The sequence below is a fragment of the Blautia caecimuris genome, from assembly GCF_024622975.1.
Taxonomy (GTDB): domain Bacteria; phylum Bacillota; class Clostridia; order Lachnospirales; family Lachnospiraceae; genus Blautia_A; species Blautia_A caecimuris.
This window is the reverse complement of the sequence record NZ_JANJZT010000009.1, coordinates 1-17,212: the sequence shown is the minus strand read 5'-3', so window position 1 is coordinate 17,212 and position 17,212 is coordinate 1. Positions and strand designations below refer to the sequence as shown.

Sequence of the window (17,212 nt, the reverse complement as noted above, 5' to 3'; positions counted from 1 at the left end):
AAAATAAGAGAAGAACCGGATAAGGGAGGCTATACTGTGGAACAAAAGAAAACAGCAGATCATCCAGCATCTGACCGTCCCAGAAGTCCGGCTACAGAGGCCAGAATAAAGGAGAAAAACAGAAGAATCCTTATGACAGTTTCTCTGTTTGTATTTCTGGCGGCCGGAAACTTTCTGATGAGGGAAAATGATAGATGGAAGCTGAGGGAGACGACAGTCATTCCCACAGCAGTGATCGTAGAAGGGAAAACGACGGATCAGGCTCAAAGTGACAAAGAAGATACTTCTCCCCTGAGCGTGGAAGAGAAGATTTTTGCAGAACCGTCAAAATATCCGTCAAGCTTTCTGGATGCTTTGAGGCGAAATCCTGAGATTGCGGATTTTGTAGCTGCATATCCGGATACGGAGCAAAAAGCATTCGGAGGAATCCGGGAATCAGAGCTGCCGGAAAAGGTTCCGCTTTTTATCCAGTGGGACAAACGCTGGGGCTATGTGCCTTACGGACAGTCCAATGTGGGGATTTCCGGATGCGGGCCCACCTGTCTCTCCATGGTGCTGTACAGCCTGACAGGAGATAAAAATCTTACTCCTGATATGCTGGCGCAGCGGGCTATGGAGGACGGTTATTATGTGGAAGGGGTGGGAACCTCATGGCTTTTTATGGGGGATATCGCCAGGGAGTATGGAATTACAGTTAATCAGTTCCCTTCTGCGGATCTCCGCCAAATGGAAGAGACCGTGGACAACGGGGGGCTGATCATCTGCGCCGTGGGCCCCGGGGATTTTACCGATGAGGGTCATTTTATTGTGATCAGGGGGATTTCTGACGGAATGCTTACAATTAACGATCCTTTCAGCAAAGCCAACAGCAGAAAGAAATGGGATTACAATACGGTGGCGCCTCAGGTACTTCAGGTATGGACTTATGCGGCACAGTAGGAATACTTTGCGGATTCGGGATGAATTTAGTTGAGAGTATCTGCCTGGATATTCAACAAAGATCGGTAATGAGAATGCCGGATTGAGTGACCTTGGTATAATGAAACGGTGCATAAATAAACAGAGTATTCAGGGTGGAAAATTTAAAGAGTGTGGAAGGTGAACGATATGAAGAGAAAAATAAAAACAGTGCTTGTACTTATCAGTGCTATAAGCATGGCTTTTTTGCCGTGTATGACAGCAACGCCAAAAGCAGATTCATCGCTTACTGTTTTGTATAACCAGGAACATCTGGAACTGCCGGAGGATGCGCTGATAACTCAGAACCAGGTAATTCTGGTTTCCGTGGCAGATCTGGCAGAGAAACTTGGGGCAGGATTTTATTATAATAATCAGGATGCTTACGCAATTCAGTATCAGGGAAAAATTATGTTTGTAAAAAAAGATCAGTCAGAGATCCAGGTGGCACCTGAACAGGATCCAGAACAGCGAGAAACCTGCGAAATGCAGATTCCTGCATCGTTTGCGGATGGAAAACTAATGATTTCCTTTGAAGAATTTGCAAAAATATTTGGAATGAAATGGCAGTATGAGGAAGAAACGCAGACGGTTACTCTGACGGATGGGGAAAAAGAAGATGTGTCACAGGAGAGTGAAGCTGAAGATACTGGAAGCGCTCAGGTGAACATCTATGAACAATACAGGAAATTGATTGTAGAATATGAAGAAAGATATGGAGCAATTCAGGAAACTGACCGGGGAGATGGGCAGTATATTCTGGGTGGTCTGTGCTTTATGAAACTGGTGGATTTTGATCAGAATGGATCAGATGAGCTGCTTCTGGTTTATCAGGATGAGGTACAGAATACATTTTCAGGCCATTATACATTTGAAGTGTGGGGAGAGGAAATAGCTTCTGGAACGTCATCAATTAATATGCTGGATTCAGGTGAACTGTATCTGACAAATGGCGGTATTCAGACATTGACGCTGACAGAATATAATAACGAAAGATATCTGCTCACGGGAATGGCTGATGATGGTGCGGTCAATGATTATCATGGTTATGCTGAGGGGAAATTTGGAATAGTGCGCGAGGCAAAAAAACAGGCAGGCAACGGAGGACTTACATACAGCATCAATGGAAATATAGTTGACGAAGATCAGTGGAAAGCAGAAGAAGAGGCATGGCAGGCTTCAAAAATCACATATAGAGTGAATTATGGAGATTATTCAAATATTATCCAGACAGTTCAGGAGACAAAAACCACACTTGATATAAGCTCATCTTCACAGCCTCAGGAAGATCAGGGAACGGATGCAGCGGCAGACTACATTTTACCGGACAGTTCTCAGAAAAAAGTAACTCAGGAGCAGCTTGCAGGACTGACAAGTGAGCAGCTTTCACGGGCGAGAAATGAGATCTATGCCAGACATGGACGGAGATTTAAAACTCCGGAGCTGCAGCAGTATTTTGACAGCAAAGAATGGTATGTTCCTCAGTATTCGCCGGAAGAGTTTGACAAAATAGAGGATTCTGTTCTCAGCGAAACAGAAAAGTATAATCTGGATCAGATCAAGGCTGTGGAAAAACAGAAATCCTGAACACAGAAAATAAGACAGTAAATATAAAACAGGAGAAAAGATTTATGCTGGAAACCTATAAAACCATATTAGAGGGCGGCTGTGGAGAGATCACAGAAAAAAAGTCCAGATTTATAGCAACTGTGCGCCCGGTAAAAACTGAGGAGGAAGCCCTGGCATTTCTGGAAGAAATGAAAAAAAAATACTGGGATGCAAGGCATAACTGCTTTGTGTATTCGGTGGGATCAAACAGGGAATATACCAGATGCAGCGACGACGGGGAGCCCTCCGGAACGGCAGGACGTCCTATGCTGGATGTGATCCTGGGAGAAGATATTTATAATGTGGCAGTGGTTGTAACAAGATATTTCGGGGGAGTTCTGCTGGGAACAGGAGGACTTGTCCGGGCTTATTCCAGGGCGGTTCAGGAAGGTCTTGCAGCCAGCCGTATTATTGAGAAGAAAAAAGGAATCTGTCTCAGAGTAACCACGGATTATACAGGAGTGGGAAAGCTTCAGTATATTGCAGGCGAGAGGAGCCTGCCTGTTCTGAACAGCGAATATACAGACCGGGTAATCCTGGAGCTTCTGATTCCGTTTCAGGATGTGGATGAGGTACAGAAAGCCATTACGGAAAGCACAAACGGAAGAGCAAAAATGGAAAAAGACAGAGAAATGTATTTTGCAGTTCTGGATGGGGAAGTGCTGACCTTTGAGGAATGACAGCAGCGCTGTTTCTGACTGTATGAATATCATCTGACGGGTAAGAAAAAACCAGAGAATAACTTTTTCAGCTATTCTCTGGTTACAGGCTGTCTGTCAGCCATTCAGTGAATCTTTTTTCAGTACGATTTTATTACATACTATTCCCGAAAACTGAATCAGCATTTCTCCGGTTCCGGATAATCCACACCAAAGGTTTCCACAGTTACTGTTTTCATTACCTGATCGTCAAGGGGTCTGTCACTGTAGTCAGTATCCTCTTCCGCAATGCGGTTTACAACATCCATACCCTCTGTGATCTTGCCGAAGGCAGCGTAGCTTCCATCAAGATGAGGAGCAGCCTTGTGCATGATAAAGAACTGGCTTCCGCCGGAGTTTGGATGCATGGCTCTTGCCATGGAAAGAACACCGGGAGTGTGTGCAAGGTCGTTTGCAACGCCGTTCTGAGCGAATTCGCCTTTAATGCTGTATCCCGGACCGCCCATGCCGGTTCCGTCCGGGCAGCCGCCCTGGATCATGAAGCCGTTGATGACACGGTGGAAGATCAGATCGTCATAAAATCCTTTTTTTACAAGACTGATAAAGTTATTTACCGTATTGGGAGCAACCTCCGGATAAAGCTCTGCTTTCATTACATCACCGTTTTCCATGGTGATTGTTACAACTGGATTTGCCATAGTTTTATTCTCCTTTTGCGAAAAGTATTGTTTTTCTCTGTTTGCTCTATTATAATATGCAAAGAACAATTCTGCAAGAAATAAGTAAAAGACCGGAACTGCTGAATCAGTCAGGTGATAATTGTTTATCCGGCATGAAAGCCGCCGGGAACGAAGTGATCAGTAGCCGGAATTTGTTTGGGAAGGCGGAGCCATGATAATAGAAACCAGAAGTCCGGAGGAGACGTTTGAATTAGGAAAAAAAATCGGTGAAGCAGCAAAGCCGGGACAGGTATATACCCTGAACGGAGATCTCGGTGTGGGAAAGACTGTTTTTACCCAGGGAGTGGCAGCGGGGCTTGGCATCACAGAGCCTGTCAGCAGTCCTACATTTACGATCGTGCAGGTCTATGAGGAAGGCCGTCTGCCTTTTTATCATTTTGATGTGTACCGTATCGGTGATATTGAAGAAATGGAAGAGATCGGTTACGACGATTATTTTTTCGGAGAGGGAATCTGTCTGATTGAGTGGGCGGAGCTGATCAGAGACATCCTTCCGGAAAAACGGATTGAGATCACCATAGAAAAGGATCTGACACAGGGATTTGATTACCGCAGGATCACTGTACAGGAGGTTGAATAAAATATGAAAATTTTAGGTTTGGACAGTTCGGGAATCGTAGCTTCCGTAGCTGTTGTTGAAGACGAAATTCTGACTGCAGAATATACAGTGAATTATAAAAAAACACATTCTCAGACTCTGCTTCCCATGCTGGATGAGGTGGCAAAGATGACAGAGCTTGACCTGGATACGGTTGACGCTATTGCTGTTGCCGGCGGTCCGGGCTCTTTTACCGGGCTTCGTATTGGCTCTGCTACTGCAAAAGGGCTGGGGCTTGCCCTTAAAAAGCCATTGATCAGTGTGCCTACGGTAGAAGCTCTGGCTTATAATCTTTATGACACACAAGGCCTGATCTGTCCGATCATGGATGCCAGAAGAAACCAGGTATATACAGGGATTTATCGTTTTAAAGACCACAGACTTCAGACAGTGGAGGATCAGATGGCGGTTCCCATTGAGGAGCTTCTTGCAAAGCTTGAACAGTATGGGGAAAGAGTTACCTTTTTGGGGGATGGTGTGCCTGTATTCAGAAAACTGATCCAGGAAAAGCTTCAGGCAGCTTTCAGCTTTGCTCCGGCTCATGTAAACAGACAGAGGGCGGCAGCAGTGGCATCTCTGGGCCTTGTATATTACGAAGAAGGAAAATATGGAACCGCAGAGGAGCATGTGCCGGACTACCTTCGCGTTTCTCAGGCGGAAAGAGAGCGGGCAGAACGGGAAAAAGCGAAAGATCAGGAGGCTGCACAATGACATTTCGTGAAATGCTTGTGGAAGATCTGGAGCAGGTTGTGGATATCGAACAGAACCTTTTTTCTGTACCGTGGACAAAAGAAGGCTTTCTTACTTATCTGATGAAAAAAGACACCATGTTTTTTGTGGTGGAGGAAAAAGAGCGTATTCTTGGCTACTGCAGTATGATGACTGTGCTGGATGAGGGAGATATCCTGAATGTAGCAGTACGCTCGGACCGTCAGAAAGAGGGAATTGGACAGTTTCTTGTGGACAGTATGCTCCGCATGGCGGAAATGCAGGGGATAAAGCTTGTCCATCTGGAGGTCCGCCAGGGAAACGAAACCGCCAGACGGCTTTATCAGAGACTTGGATTTAAAGAGGACGGACTTCGCAGGAATTATTATGAGAATCCTGTGGAAAACGCAGTGCTGATGACAAAAGAGATGTAGATAACTTTGTCAGAAGAAGAACTGCGGCAGCAAAACTGAACAGAATACCGATCCGTTTACCGGGCGCATGGAAAGTAACAAGAATTTCATGCGTCCCTTTTTTTATGGGAAAACCTACAAATCCTTTGTTTACCATAACCGGATCTGCAGGGCGTCCGTCTACCAGAATCTCATATCCGTTGGAAAAGGCAAAGGAGGTTACAAAGTATCCGTCCTCCTTCATGGTAATACTGCCCTGGAGAAGCGCCTTTTCGTTTTCTGAGCAGGGCGTAAATGGCGTGATATCAGGATGAGCAATAGCGGAAATCGGCAAAGTGAATCCGCGGAGATTGTTTATTTTATAATTTCCCTCTGAGAAAGCAATCTCGAGAGTTTTTAAAGGTGTATTGGCAGAAAGCATATAGGTGAACGTGTGATTCTGGTTGGGATAAGGGGCGGAGGAACCGGAAAGCCTGTTTCGGATGCCGTTAATGGTTATGTCAATATCCCTGGTTCCCTCATAGTCCACATCAAAAGACAGAAGCAGAATCTGATCTTTCAGGACAGAAGGGAGACTGCGGGATACGGTTTCTGCCAGGTATTCTGAGGAACGTTTCATAAAATCCTGTGGAAGAGTATATTCTTTTATCTGAGAAGTATAGTCTGATTTCCCGGTGCCGGCAGTTTCCGGAACAATGGTCCGGTTGGTAAGGGTATCCAGATTATAAGGGTAATCAAGCGTATCATAATCTGCTTCACTCATAAGAGCTGAGGTTCCGTAAGCAACGGGCAGTACATTGGGATTTTCTGCCAGAACCATATTTCCCTTTTGGAGGCGGGGGACATATCCTGCAGGAAGCCGGTTTTCAGTGGTCTGTATATATCGGATGCCCATCAGATATTCCTGAAACGGATTGGGAGCAGCGTTCATGGAAACACGGTTTCTGGTGCTGACCGGCATTTTCAGAATGTCATAAAACAGATGGTTGTAGGCGGTGTTGGAAACAGAAGAATACATGGTTGTACGGCGTTGGTTTTCCAAAGGAGCGTAGTTGCTGTTTGTCATGGGGGCAGTAAAAATATCTACAGCGTTTCCGGGTTCGGAACAGACCTCCTTCAGTTCCTGACGGGTAAAGATTTCTCTGGATTTTACAGAGGAAGCAGCGAATTTTTCTGTTTTGGCAGTGCTGACAAATAAAAGAGCAGGTATAATACAGAGAAAGACGCAGACTATGTGGTTTTTTGCGGGATAAGCCTGTAAAAGGGAAGAGGATACTCCTGTTTTGGAAGAGCTGTTTTTTTCTCTGAAATGAAATTTTTTCTTTAAAACAATTTCTGATTTCGGCAACAGTGAATAAAAAAGCAGCACAAGTATATCTGCCAGGATCAGCTTCCGCTGTGGATGATGAAGAAAAAATATTTGAACCAGTGCAGGTATGGCACAAAAGGCTGCCGGCAGAAAGCGGTGTTTCAGCTTTTTCTGCTGAAGAAGACTGAGAGTACGGGCTGTAAGCAGCAGAAACAGTGGAAGAAAGGGAATAAGAGCTTTGGGGCGAAGATAAAGGGTTCCGTTCAGAAGCCAGCAGCAAAGCTGACTGAAACACAGGATAAGAAGCGCAAAGGCCAGTTTTTTTGTTTTGCTGCAGCCCAGAGATAACATTACACAGTAAAGGACCAGAAGGGTGAGTCCACAGCCGTAGGAGCTGTAAAGTAAAGTATTCATGGAGGGATTTACTGTAAAGATCTGCCACAGAGAAGCGGGCTGTACGTCTTTTTTATTTTCCAGGATCACAAGCGCTGTAGGAAGAAGGTGGACAGCTGCAAGACAAAGACCTGTAATAACAGAAATCAGCCAGATTTTCCATGTGTGCAGTCTGTTTTTGCCTGTACAGAGAAGATACAGGGAACAGCAGACAAGGCAGGAGGGCAGAAAATAAAAACTGTGAACAGATATCATAAAAAAGCTTACAGCAAGTCCGGGATGAAGGGGGAATGTTTTTGCGTAAACTCCGGTATGAATTTCGGACAGTCTGTCTGTGTATATAAGGGCAAGAATCAGAAACGGAAGATAGTTTACAAACATGATCTGCCTGTGAGCCTGGAACATACAGCCGGCTGTGAGATAAAGAAATCCTCCGGTAAGACAATAAAGCCTGTCCAGGGATTTATGAAAAAGCCACCAGTAAAGAAGGCAGGCGCCGGCAGCCATTTCTGTTACCGCATAAAACTGAATTACAGTTTCCACAGGAACAGAAGGAAGAAGATAACTGACCAGAACGTCCGGGCGCAGAAATCCGTAGTAGGAAAGTGCATAAAAATTTGTCCCGCTTCCAAGAGAAATCCAGTCCGGAAACAGATCTCCTGTTGCATAAAACTGTCTGCGCATAGTATCCACAAGCGTTACATGCTGGCAGTACCAGTCTGTTTCTGAGCCGAAAAGCTTTCCTTCCGGAACGGAAAAATACACAAATATAAGTACTGCCGCGGTAAGAAAAATAAAATGCAGTGCAGTAACAGGGAAAAAGACCTGAGTATTTTTCCGGGGATGGGAGAAGGAAGTGGACTTCCGGTTAATAAGATGTTCCATAAAAGCGGGCTCCTTTCAAATGAAGTAGAGTATATAAAATGATAACGAAAATATACATTTTATATCTTAAGAAACCTGTTGCATAAATCTGAAGAATTATTAAGAATCACATTGAAGCCCGAAAAACATGATATAATATGAACGCTTAATGAAGCCGGGACGAAGATACAGAGTGAGTTCGGAGATAGAATAGTTACTGTTTATACGGTAATATTCTGCGAGGCGTTTTGTCATATATATGCAAAATTCCTAATACCCGGTCACTTAACGAGGCGAATGATGCAAACATAGAGTTTAAAGATCGTAGTATAATATTTTGTGGAAAAATGCGGCAGCAGTATTTCCCAACGCAAAAGGAGAAAGATAATGGAAGAACCGGAAATTTTGATTGTGGACGATAACCCTGAAATCCGGGAGGTGGCTATGGTACTTCTGCAGGGGGAAGGATTTACTGTGGGTGAAGCAGGAGACGGAAAGGAAGCTCTGGATAAAATAGAACATGGAGCTTATGATCTGATTCTGCTGGATGTGATGATGCCGGGATTAAATGGGTATCAGACCTGTATGGAGATCCGGAAAAAATCAAATGTCCCAATCCTGTTTCTCAGCGCAAGAACTCAGGTGGAAGATAAGATCATGGGATTTTCCAGCGGCGGAGACGACTATCTTCCCAAGCCGTTTTCCTATCAGGAGCTGATCAGCAGAGTAAAAGCCCTGGTGCGGCGATATCATGTATATCAGGGCAGCGGCCGGAGGACACAGGAAGAAAAAATGTGCAGCGGAGCTTTGGAAGTGTATCCGGAAGCCGGAACTGTATGGAAAAACGGAAAAGAGATTTCTCTGACAGATACGGAGTTTTCCATTCTCTGTACCCTTATGAAGCACAGAAAGCAGATTTTTTCTGTGGAACACCTGTATGAGGCGGTATGGGAAGAAACTTATTATTACGGGGCGGCAAATATTGTTATGGTACACATCCGGAATCTGAGATCAAAAATAGAAGATGATCCCGGAAAGCCAAGAATTATCCGTACCATATGGGGAAGGGGATACCGTTGTGATTAAGAAAAAAAGAAATGAAAGAGAGCGGAAGCTGACACAGGAGCTTATGCTGCTTTTTCTGACAAGCTTTACAGTTGCTGTTCTGGCTACCATGTTTTTTGTAAGCAGAAGATTTGCAGCTTACGGCTGGGTTCTGGAACATGAAATATTCACAGATTCCCGGGAAGAATATATGGACTGGCTTAAAGAGACGGCGCCCTCCTACAGAATGGATCAGCCGGAGATTTATATGCCGGTATTTGAAGAAAAGGCAGATATTTATACATGGCTTGGAATTTATGATGAGGACGGACAATATCAGGAAGGCTTTTTTCCAGAAGTCTTAGACAGTCCTTTCTGGGGCAGCTGGGTATGGTCAGACAGTGATATAGCCGCCCAGGGGATGGAGACGCCTGTAGAAACAGAAATTGAATTTCAGGATGGAACTGCCCGGGTACAGATTATGAGTTACCAGTCTCTTAAATTTTTTTCGTTATATTATCTGATGGTTGCAGCTGCAGATGGAATGGCAGTTTTTTTTCCGCTGCTTATTTTTGCTCACAGAAGAATGAAATATCTGGGAAACCTGCGTGCTGAGATTACAGTGATCGGGCAGGGGGACATGGAGCACAGAGTAACAGTAAAGGGGCATGATGAAATTTCCGCCCTGGCTGCAGAACTGGACAACATGAGACTGACGCTGAAAAACAGTATGGAAAATGAGCGGAAAGTTCACAGGGACAATCAGGAGCTGATCAGGGCAGTTTCTCATGATCTCAGAACGCCTCTGACTGCCCTTAACGGATATCTGGAGATTCTCCACAGAAAAAAAGGAAGGGCAGAAGATTACCCTGCTTATATTCAGAAATGCCTGGAAAAAACAGAAGAGATCAGGAACCTATCAGATAAAATGTTTGAGTATGCTCTTGTATTTGAGAATACAGGAGAAACTATCATGCAGACCTGGAACCCGTCAATGTTTGCAGAAATGGTAAAGGAAATGGCAGAAGAACTGTCTGTTCAGGGGATTCCGGTTTCTTTTAGCCAGGGGGAACTGCCGGAAGCCATATGGAAAGCAAATCCCTTTCTGATCAGACGTCTGATCTGGAATCTTGGTTCCAATATTGAGCGTTATGGGGACAGAACCAGAACAACGGATATTCAGGTGTATGTAGAAGGAAAGACGCTGAAAACAGTAATGTCCAACGGTATGGGAAAAGAGAAGCAGGCGGTAGGAAGCGGGATCGGACTGAAAAGCGCTGCAAAGATTGCAGAGCTTCACGGAGGAAGTCTTTTATGTGGGAAAACCGGAGAGGAGTTTGTTGCAGAACTCAGCCTTCCACTGCGATGACACTGTGACAGAAGGGGATTTTTGCCTTGTTTTGAGGTTCTGATTGTGTTACACTTTGCCAGTAGAGAAAATGTGAAGATAACAGCAGAAGGTATTTTGCAGAAGTCTTTTCAGAATAAAAGAGGTAAACTATGTTAGATGTTTGTTTAGTAGGAACCGGAGGGATGATGCCTCTTCCGAGAAGATGGCTGACTGCTCTGATGACCAGATACAATGGAAGCAGTCTGCTGATCGATTGCGGAGAAGGAACTCAGGTTGCTGTAAAAGAAAAAGGATGGAGCTTTAAGCCGATTGATGTAATCTGCTTTACCCATTATCATGGAGATCACATCAGCGGACTGCCCGGACTGCTTCTTACCATGGGAAATGCAGACCGTACAGAGCCTCTGACGCTGATCGGCCCCAGAGGCCTGGAGAGGGTAGTGAACGCTCTTCGGGTGATCGCTCCGGAGCTGCCCTTTGAGATCAGATTTATAGAAATTACGAAACCGGAAGAGGTTATTGAGCTGAACGGGTATCGAATTACTGCTTTCAGAGTGAATCATAATGTCATCTGTTACGGATATACTCTGGAAATTTTAAGACAGGGCAAATTTTCTCCTGAACGTGCCAAAGAGCAGGAGATTCCGCTGAAATTCTGGAATCCGCTGCAAAAGGGCCAGACTATAGAGGAAAATGGAGTTGTATATACTCCGGATATGGTTCTTGGACCGGATCGAAAGGGGATCAAACTTACGTATACCACAGATACCAGACCAACGGAATCCATTCTCCGCAATGCCAGAGAGTCAGATCTTTTTATCTGTGAGGGAATGTACGGAGAGGATGACAAGGCGGATAAGGCAAAAGGCTACAAGCATATGACTTTCCGCGAAGCGGCGGAGCTGGCGCGGGATGCCCGGGTAAAAGAAATGTGGCTGACACATTACAGTCCGTCCCTGATCCGTCCGGAAGAGTATATGGAAACGGTAAGAGGAATTTTTCCGCAGGCTTATCCGGGGAAGGATGGAAAAAGTGCGGAACTGAATTTTGAGGAGGAATAAAAGTGGAAGATACACTGATCCTGGCAATAGAAAGCTCCTGTGATGAGACAGCAGCATCTGTTGTAAAAAACGGAAGAACAATTTTATCTAATGTGATTTCCTCTCAGATTGAACTCCATAAGCTGTATGGCGGAGTTGTGCCGGAAATTGCATCACGCAAACATATTGAAAAAATCAATCAGGTAATCGAGGAAGCGTTAAAGGAAGCGGGGGTAACGCTGGACGACCTGGACGCTGTTGGCGTTACCTATGGTCCGGGGCTTGTAGGAGCGCTGCTTGTAGGGGTTGCAGAAGCCAAGGCCATTGCCTATGCGAAAAAACTTCCTCTTGTAGGCGTTCACCATATAGAGGGGCACGTTTCCGCAAACTATATTGAACATCCGGATCTGGAACCGCCGTTTCTTTGCCTGATCGTTTCAGGAGGACATACCCATCTTGTGATCGTTAAAGATTACGGGGAGTTTGAGATTCTGGGAAGAACCAGAGATGACGCGGCAGGAGAAGCCTTTGATAAAGTTGCCCGGGCTATTGGTCTGGGCTATCCGGGAGGACCGAAAATTGACAAGCTGTCAAAAGAAGGAAATCCGGATGCGATACAGTTCCCGAGAGCGAAAGTAGGAGACTGTCCGTATGATTTCAGCTTCAGCGGAGTGAAGTCTGCGGTTCTGAATTATCTGAATCAGGCGCAGATGAAGGGCGAAGAGGTAAATCGTGCAGATCTTGCGGCATCTTTCCAGAAAGCGGTGGTAGATGTTCTGGTAGAGCACACTATGATGGCGGCAAAGGATTTTGGGATGAAAAAGGTGGCTATTGCAGGCGGAGTAGCTTCCAATGGTACTCTGAGGGCCACTATGGAAAAAGCCTGTGAAGAAAATGGTTATCAGTTTTTCCGCCCGTCTCCGATTTTCTGTACGGATAATGCAGCTATGATCGGAGTTGCAGCTTATTATGAGTATAAAAAAGGAACCCGCCATGGATGGGATCTGAATGCAGTGCCGAATCTGAAACTGGGAGAAAGATAAAAACTTTTGGGGAGGTTTTTATGGAAAGAAAAAATACAGCCATTGTTTTGGCGGCAGGACAGGGTAAACGGATGAACAGCAAGGTCCAGAAGCAGTTTCTGGAGCTGGGAGGAAAACCATTGCTTTATTATTCTCTGAAATGTTTCCAGGACAGTGGAATGATACGTGATATTATTCTGGTTACAGGGGCGGAGTCGGTTCCTTTTTGCAAAGAGGAAATTGTGGAAAAATATGGTCTCACCAAGGTGACAAAAGTGATACCCGGTGGAAAAGAGCGGTATGATTCTGTTTATGAAGGACTTCTTTCCTGTGAAAACAGTGATTTTGTTCTGATCCATGATGGGGCAAGACCTTTTATTACAGAAGAAATTATTCGGAGAGGAATACAGGGAGTTGAGAAAACAGGTGCCTGCGTGATCGGTATGCCTTCCAAAGATACGGTGAAAATAGCAGATACACAGGGATATGTTGCAGAGACACCGGACAGAAGCACTGTCTGGACAATTCAGACACCTCAGATATTTGAATACAGGCTGATCCGAGAGGCGCATGAGAAGATTCGTTGTCGGGATATGTCTGCAATCACAGATGACGCTATGGTGGTAGAGCAGGAAACAGGAGTGAAAGTTGCCCTTGTAGAGGGATCTTATAAGAATATTAAGATCACAACTCCAGAGGATCTGGATATAGCTGAAATTTTTTTGAAAGCATTGGAAAAAATGGCAGGTATTTGAATCCAGAAGAATATTTTATAGTGTTTTTGCAGATTGAAATTAAGAATTATTAAGAAGATTATAAGGCTTTAATTAAGAATTTGCTTGTACGATATAACTGTATTCAGGAACTGCAGAACTGAAAATAAAATATTATTTACATGGAGGATGTGTTGTTATGGGCAAAAAAACTTATGAAACTGGGCATAACAATGTTGTCTATGGCTATGCCAGTCGTTCCTGCATATGGTGTGTCAGCTGCCGCAAATACCGAGGGAGTGGCTTTGAAAGGAAAATATGAAGAAAAGTATTTTGCATACACTTGCTGCATATATAATATATAGAGTGTCTTTTGATTTTTCGCTTTTTGCTTACAGCGTTGATTTGCCAGGAAGTCTGCAACGTTTATTGGCGGTGTCATTGGCTATTGCGTGTATATTGGGGTTAATTTACTTATATACAAAATATCTCATGAACTCCTCGGTACAGGAAATAAATCTTGGAAAGCCGTTGCCTGATCCCAAATGGTGTATGATTGGAATAATACTTCCTTGTACAATAAGTCTTTTTTATATTTTATTTATACCTGGAAAATTTAGATGGGAGAATCTTCCGCTTCAGACAATGTTTGACACCATTCTGCTTTCAGTGTTTTGCGACGGAGTAAGAGCGGGTATAGTGGAGGAAGTAACTTTTCGCGGATTGATGTTGGGTTCTCTTGAAAAGGAATTGGGAAGAAATAAAGCAATTATGATTTCTTCATTTCTCTTTGCGAGTATACATTTCGACTCGGTGGAGATACAGAGCCTTTCAGATGGCATCCTTGTTTTGGGAGCGTTGATGCTTGCAGGGACAGGGCTGGCTTTGATTACCTGTCAAACGGGTTCTATTTGGTCTTCTGTGGTGGTACATATGCTTTTTAACCTATTGTCTGGAGATTCACAGATTATCCATATAGATGTAGAGCAGATTTTCCCGGCGTTATGGACGTATACGGTTGACAGTCAAAGCCATTTACTGGTAGGCATCCCAGGTTCCAGAACGATAGATTATGGTATTCCGGCCATTATTGGATTTGTTGTGTTAATTTTTATAGCTTTATTTTATATGCGTAAGGATAATGGGGAACAATGCAACTATGAATGAAGAAACAATTTTGATAATAGAAGATGATGGCTCAATTCGTGAAGGTGTAAGGATTCTCATGGAAGCAGAAGGATATCATATGGAGGAAGCGGAAAATGGTTATGCAGGGATAAAAATTGTCAAAGATACAGAGAGGGTGGTGGATCTGATCCTTTTGGATATTATGATGCCCGGACTATCTGGAATAAAAACCTGCCAGGAAATTCGAAAAATATCAAATGCTCCTATTTTATTTTTGACAGCAAAAGATCAAGAATCCGATAAATTAATGGGATTAATGGCTGGAGGAGACGATTATCTTGTAAAGCCGTTTTCGTACGCAGAACTTCTTGGAAGGGTGAAAGCTCTGCTGAGAAGATACAAGGTTTATAATCGTGCACAGCTTGAAAAGAAAAATCTCAAATGGGTGATATCCGAAAAACTCAGATTATGTACTGAGTTTAATGAAGTATGGATAGGGGATGAAGAAATCAATCTTACAGAAATCGAATATAAGATTTTGTGTCTGATGATACAAAATCCACAGAAGATTTTTTCTATTCAAAATCTTTATGAAAGTCTGTGGGGAGAGCCTTTTGTTTATACCTCAGCAAATACAGTAATGGTGCATATCCGAAAGCTTCGTATAAAAATAGAAGCAGATCCGCAAAAGCCACAGATCATCCAGACCGTGTGGGGAAAGGGATATCGTTTTGGGCGTATTGTTGAAAAGAAAGCAAAATGACAGTATGAAGAGGAAAATGTTAAAAAGGCTTGTTCGAAGTTTTTTGGCAGGCCTTTTTGTATTTCTTTTACTTGATATTGGCGGAAGAGAATGGATGGATCGATTTTTCTGGGAATCAAATTTTTTGGGAGAGAGTAAAATTCTGGAAGAACTTCAAATTCATGTAGAAAAACATCATATCAAAGCTACAGATGCTATAAGTCTAAAAAAGTGGGCATATGACAATCGTATAATAGAATTTGTTGTTGTAAGAGAAGGACGCCTTTTGTTTGATCTTAAGATACAGGAGGGAATTGTAGAAGATGGAATTCAGCTCTTGACTAACTGGGAAAAAGGCTATACAAATGTGATTAAATTTGCAGACGGAAATGCAAATGTGCAGCTTTATGATGGAAGAAATGAAAGGTATCATGATATTCTTCTGGGAATTTCACTATTTACCGGATTAGTATTGGGCCTTACAGTTCTTATGTCGGGTATTCGTGAAGATGTGGATTATATCTGTTACCTGGAAAGAGAAGTAGAAAAAATTGGGCAGGGAAATTTATCTGCAAACATAATGGTGCAGGGGCAGGATGAACTGGCAAAACTGGCTCAGGGTTTAGATATAATGAGAAAAATGCTGGTTTACAGAGAAGAAAAGGAGCATGAAATGCGTGCGGCACAGGATAAACTGGTGCTTGGCATGGCACATGATCTTCGTACTCCGCTGACAGGTCTTATGACTTATGTTGAAATATTAAGAAAGCAGGAAAACGAGGGGAAAGTCAGTCGGGAGTATATAGATAAAGCGTTTGATAAGATTTTTCAGATTAGAGCGCTTTCAGACCAAATGTTTGAATATTTTTTTGTGTTTTCAAAAGAAAAAATAGATTTGGAATCTGCAGAGGAAGTGGAGAGTGCATTTGGGGACTACATGTCAGAACTATTGGCATTATTAGACTACGTTGGTTTTTCGGTTAATGCCAAGAAAATCGTCTGGAGACCGATTCTGGTACAGATTAACAGAAATTATATGGGGAGGATTATAAACAATCTTGTTTCTAATATAAGGAAATATGGCGATATGAAACAGGAAGTGTATCTGGAATTCTTTTATTTATCAGATAAGGTGGGAATTTCTATTACGAATGGGATTGCTCTTTCAGATAGTCATATAAATGGAACGGGAATCGGATTAAAAAATGTATCTCAAATGATGTACCAGATGAATGGGTGCGTAGAAATTCCTGAAATGGAGAAAGTGTTTCGTGTTATTTTGTGGTTCCCTGTAATCAAAGATTTTGATTTAATGTGAAATGCATGATAGCTGAAAAAATTGCTGAAAAAATTGAAAAATATTTGAATTTATGTCTTGACAGGAATGATGTTTGATGATAGAATGTAATTCGCGTCAACGAGAAAAAGGTTGGAAAACGCAGAATTGCATAAGGAGAGATATCGAAGTGGTCATAACGAGGCGGTCTTGAAAACCGTTTGTCCGCAAGGGCGCGTGGGTTCGAATCCCACTCTCTCCGTTCGTCAGGCAAATAAAAACTTGCAAAAAAAGTTAAAATAATGCTTGACAAAACAAAGAAAGATGTTATATAATGAATAGCGCTTCTGACAAACAGAAGAGAAACATCTAGGGCAATTTGGAGAAGTACCCAAGCTGGCCGAAGGGGCTCCCCTGGAAAGGGAGTAGGTCGTTAACAGCGGCGCGAGGGTTCAAATCCCTCCTTCTCCGTTTGAGTTTTACGACTTGGAAAAAGTCGAAAAAACTTGAAAAGTTCTTGACAAGCTCGAATATATATGGTAAAATTAATGAGCTGTCAAAACGGCAAGGACCTTGATAACTAAACAGTGAGACACATACGATTCTCGAAAATTCTTTTATACATTCAAAGAACGGTTCGATGAACC

16 protein-coding genes and 2 tRNA genes are annotated in these 17,212 nt (G+C 43.3%); 16 read left to right on the top strand and 2 right to left on the bottom strand.

Translation table 11 applies throughout. From position 1 onward, the window contains the following. Nucleotides 1-36: 36 nt before the first annotated feature. The 3 genes from NSA57_RS07525 (at nucleotide 37) to NSA57_RS07515 (ending at nucleotide 3,245) form a co-directional block, all read left to right on the top strand. Nucleotides 37-939 carry a C39 family peptidase gene (locus tag NSA57_RS07525; RefSeq protein ID WP_173751789.1) on the top strand — a complete coding sequence of 301 codons (903 nt, stop codon included), beginning with the start codon at nucleotides 37-39 and terminating at the stop codon, nucleotides 937-939. Nucleotides 940-1,107: 168 nt separating this feature from the next. Next, nucleotides 1,108-2,544: a YARHG domain-containing protein gene (locus NSA57_RS07520; protein ID WP_257464465.1), complete on the top strand. Its 1,437-nt coding sequence runs from the start codon at nucleotides 1,108-1,110 to the stop codon at nucleotides 2,542-2,544. Between the two features lie 44 nt (nucleotides 2,545-2,588). After that, a complete protein-coding gene (locus NSA57_RS07515; RefSeq protein ID WP_147600062.1) occupies nucleotides 2,589-3,245 on the top strand; it encodes a YigZ family protein in 657 nt (218 codons plus the stop codon). Nucleotides 3,246-3,403: 158 nt separating this feature from the next. On the opposite strand, the gene NSA57_RS07510 is transcribed toward NSA57_RS07515, so the two are convergent. Next, the gene (locus tag NSA57_RS07510) at nucleotides 3,404-3,922 is read right to left on the bottom strand and encodes a peptidylprolyl isomerase (protein ID WP_257464464.1); all 519 of its coding nucleotides are present in this window, start codon (nucleotides 3,920-3,922) and stop codon (nucleotides 3,404-3,406) included. A 193-nt stretch (nucleotides 3,923-4,115) separates the two neighbouring features. Here NSA57_RS07510 and tsaE point away from each other — a divergent pair, with 193 nt between their 5' ends. From tsaE to rimI, 3 genes are read left to right on the top strand one after another with little or no spacing between them, the layout of a single operon-like run. Continuing rightward, on the top strand, nucleotides 4,116-4,544 hold the full coding sequence (gene tsaE, locus NSA57_RS07505; protein ID WP_022068321.1) for a tRNA (adenosine(37)-N6)-threonylcarbamoyltransferase complex ATPase subunit type 1 TsaE: 429 nt from the start codon (nucleotides 4,116-4,118) through the stop codon (nucleotides 4,542-4,544). 3 nt (nucleotides 4,545-4,547) lie between these two features. Then, a complete protein-coding gene (gene tsaB, locus NSA57_RS07500; protein WP_257464463.1) occupies nucleotides 4,548-5,273 on the top strand; it encodes a tRNA (adenosine(37)-N6)-threonylcarbamoyltransferase complex dimerization subunit type 1 TsaB in 726 nt (241 codons plus the stop codon). After that, nucleotides 5,270-5,704 (top strand): ribosomal protein S18-alanine N-acetyltransferase, encoded by a 435-nt coding sequence (gene rimI, locus NSA57_RS07495; protein ID WP_147600058.1) that lies wholly within the window; start codon nucleotides 5,270-5,272, stop codon nucleotides 5,702-5,704. The genes tsaB and rimI overlap by 4 nt, the downstream gene beginning before the upstream one ends. Here rimI and NSA57_RS07490 read toward each other — a convergent pair. After that, nucleotides 5,628-8,270: a YfhO family protein gene (locus NSA57_RS07490; RefSeq protein ID WP_257464462.1), complete on the bottom strand. Its 2,643-nt coding sequence runs from the start codon at nucleotides 8,268-8,270 to the stop codon at nucleotides 5,628-5,630. The two genes, rimI and NSA57_RS07490, sit on opposite strands and share 77 nt — an antisense overlap. Before the next feature lie 366 nt (nucleotides 8,271-8,636). Here NSA57_RS07490 and NSA57_RS07485 point away from each other — a divergent pair, with 366 nt between their 5' ends. From NSA57_RS07485 to NSA57_RS07440, 10 genes are all read left to right on the top strand, one after another. Next, nucleotides 8,637-9,335: a response regulator transcription factor gene (locus NSA57_RS07485; protein ID WP_257464461.1), complete on the top strand. Its 699-nt coding sequence runs from the start codon at nucleotides 8,637-8,639 to the stop codon at nucleotides 9,333-9,335. Next, nucleotides 9,328-10,662, top strand: a complete 1,335-nt coding sequence (locus NSA57_RS07480) for a sensor histidine kinase (protein WP_257464460.1) — start codon at nucleotides 9,328-9,330, stop codon at nucleotides 10,660-10,662. The genes NSA57_RS07485 and NSA57_RS07480 overlap by 8 nt, the downstream gene beginning before the upstream one ends. 131 nt (nucleotides 10,663-10,793) lie before the next feature. Beyond that, nucleotides 10,794-11,705 (top strand): ribonuclease Z, encoded by a 912-nt coding sequence (locus tag NSA57_RS07475; protein ID WP_022068327.1) that lies wholly within the window; start codon nucleotides 10,794-10,796, stop codon nucleotides 11,703-11,705. A gap of 2 nt (nucleotides 11,706-11,707) precedes the next feature. Continuing rightward, complete coding sequence (gene tsaD / locus NSA57_RS07470) at nucleotides 11,708-12,727, top strand: tRNA (adenosine(37)-N6)-threonylcarbamoyltransferase complex transferase subunit TsaD (RefSeq protein ID WP_330671312.1); 1,020 nt, start codon at nucleotides 11,708-11,710, stop codon at nucleotides 12,725-12,727. A gap of 20 nt (nucleotides 12,728-12,747) precedes the next feature. Beyond that, a complete protein-coding gene (gene ispD, locus NSA57_RS07465; RefSeq protein WP_257464459.1) occupies nucleotides 12,748-13,461 on the top strand; it encodes a 2-C-methyl-D-erythritol 4-phosphate cytidylyltransferase in 714 nt (237 codons plus the stop codon). A gap of 276 nt (nucleotides 13,462-13,737) precedes the next feature. Continuing rightward, nucleotides 13,738-14,586, top strand: coding sequence for a CPBP family intramembrane glutamic endopeptidase (locus NSA57_RS07460; RefSeq protein ID WP_257464458.1), 849 nt, complete (start codon nucleotides 13,738-13,740; stop codon nucleotides 14,584-14,586). Continuing rightward, a complete protein-coding gene (locus tag NSA57_RS07455; protein ID WP_147600050.1) occupies nucleotides 14,579-15,310 on the top strand; it encodes a response regulator transcription factor in 732 nt (243 codons plus the stop codon). The genes NSA57_RS07460 and NSA57_RS07455 overlap by 8 nt, the downstream gene beginning before the upstream one ends. Nucleotides 15,311-15,314: 4 nt before the next feature. Continuing rightward, entirely contained in the window at nucleotides 15,315-16,607 is a 1,293-nt protein-coding gene (locus NSA57_RS07450) for a sensor histidine kinase (RefSeq protein WP_257464457.1), read from the top strand. A 134-nt stretch (nucleotides 16,608-16,741) separates the two neighbouring features. Then, a tRNA-Ser gene (locus NSA57_RS07445) sits at nucleotides 16,742-16,827 on the top strand. 119 nt (nucleotides 16,828-16,946) lie between these two features. Continuing rightward, nucleotides 16,947-17,036 (top strand) — tRNA-Ser (locus NSA57_RS07440). The last annotated feature ends 176 nt before the right edge of the window (nucleotides 17,037-17,212 follow it).

Bases quoted from the DNA above. Each gene is read 5' to 3' on its own strand.
- NSA57_RS07515 (WP_147600062.1), top strand. From the start codon at position 2,589: ATGCTGGAAACCTATAAAACCATATTAGAGGGCGGCTGTGGAGAGATC.
- NSA57_RS07485 (WP_257464461.1), top strand. From the start codon at position 8,637: ATGGAAGAACCGGAAATTTTGATTGTGGACGATAACCCTGAAATCCGG.
- tsaE (WP_022068321.1), top strand. From the start codon at position 4,116: ATGATAATAGAAACCAGAAGTCCGGAGGAGACGTTTGAATTAGGAAAA.
- NSA57_RS07450 (WP_257464457.1), top strand. From the start codon at position 15,315: ATGAAGAGGAAAATGTTAAAAAGGCTTGTTCGAAGTTTTTTGGCAGGC.
- NSA57_RS07455 (WP_147600050.1), top strand. From the start codon at position 14,579: ATGAATGAAGAAACAATTTTGATAATAGAAGATGATGGCTCAATTCGT.
- NSA57_RS07510 (WP_257464464.1), bottom strand. From the start codon at position 3,922: ATGGCAAATCCAGTTGTAACAATCACCATGGAAAACGGTGATGTAATG.
- NSA57_RS07490 (WP_257464462.1), bottom strand. From the start codon at position 8,270: ATGGAACATCTTATTAACCGGAAGTCCACTTCCTTCTCCCATCCCCGG.
- NSA57_RS07475 (WP_022068327.1), top strand. From the start codon at position 10,794: ATGTTAGATGTTTGTTTAGTAGGAACCGGAGGGATGATGCCTCTTCCG.
- tsaB (WP_257464463.1), top strand. From the start codon at position 4,548: ATGAAAATTTTAGGTTTGGACAGTTCGGGAATCGTAGCTTCCGTAGCT.
- NSA57_RS07460 (WP_257464458.1), top strand. From the start codon at position 13,738: ATGAAGAAAAGTATTTTGCATACACTTGCTGCATATATAATATATAGA.
- ispD (WP_257464459.1), top strand. From the start codon at position 12,748: ATGGAAAGAAAAAATACAGCCATTGTTTTGGCGGCAGGACAGGGTAAA.
- rimI (WP_147600058.1), top strand. From the start codon at position 5,270: ATGACATTTCGTGAAATGCTTGTGGAAGATCTGGAGCAGGTTGTGGAT.
- NSA57_RS07520 (WP_257464465.1), top strand. From the start codon at position 1,108: ATGAAGAGAAAAATAAAAACAGTGCTTGTACTTATCAGTGCTATAAGC.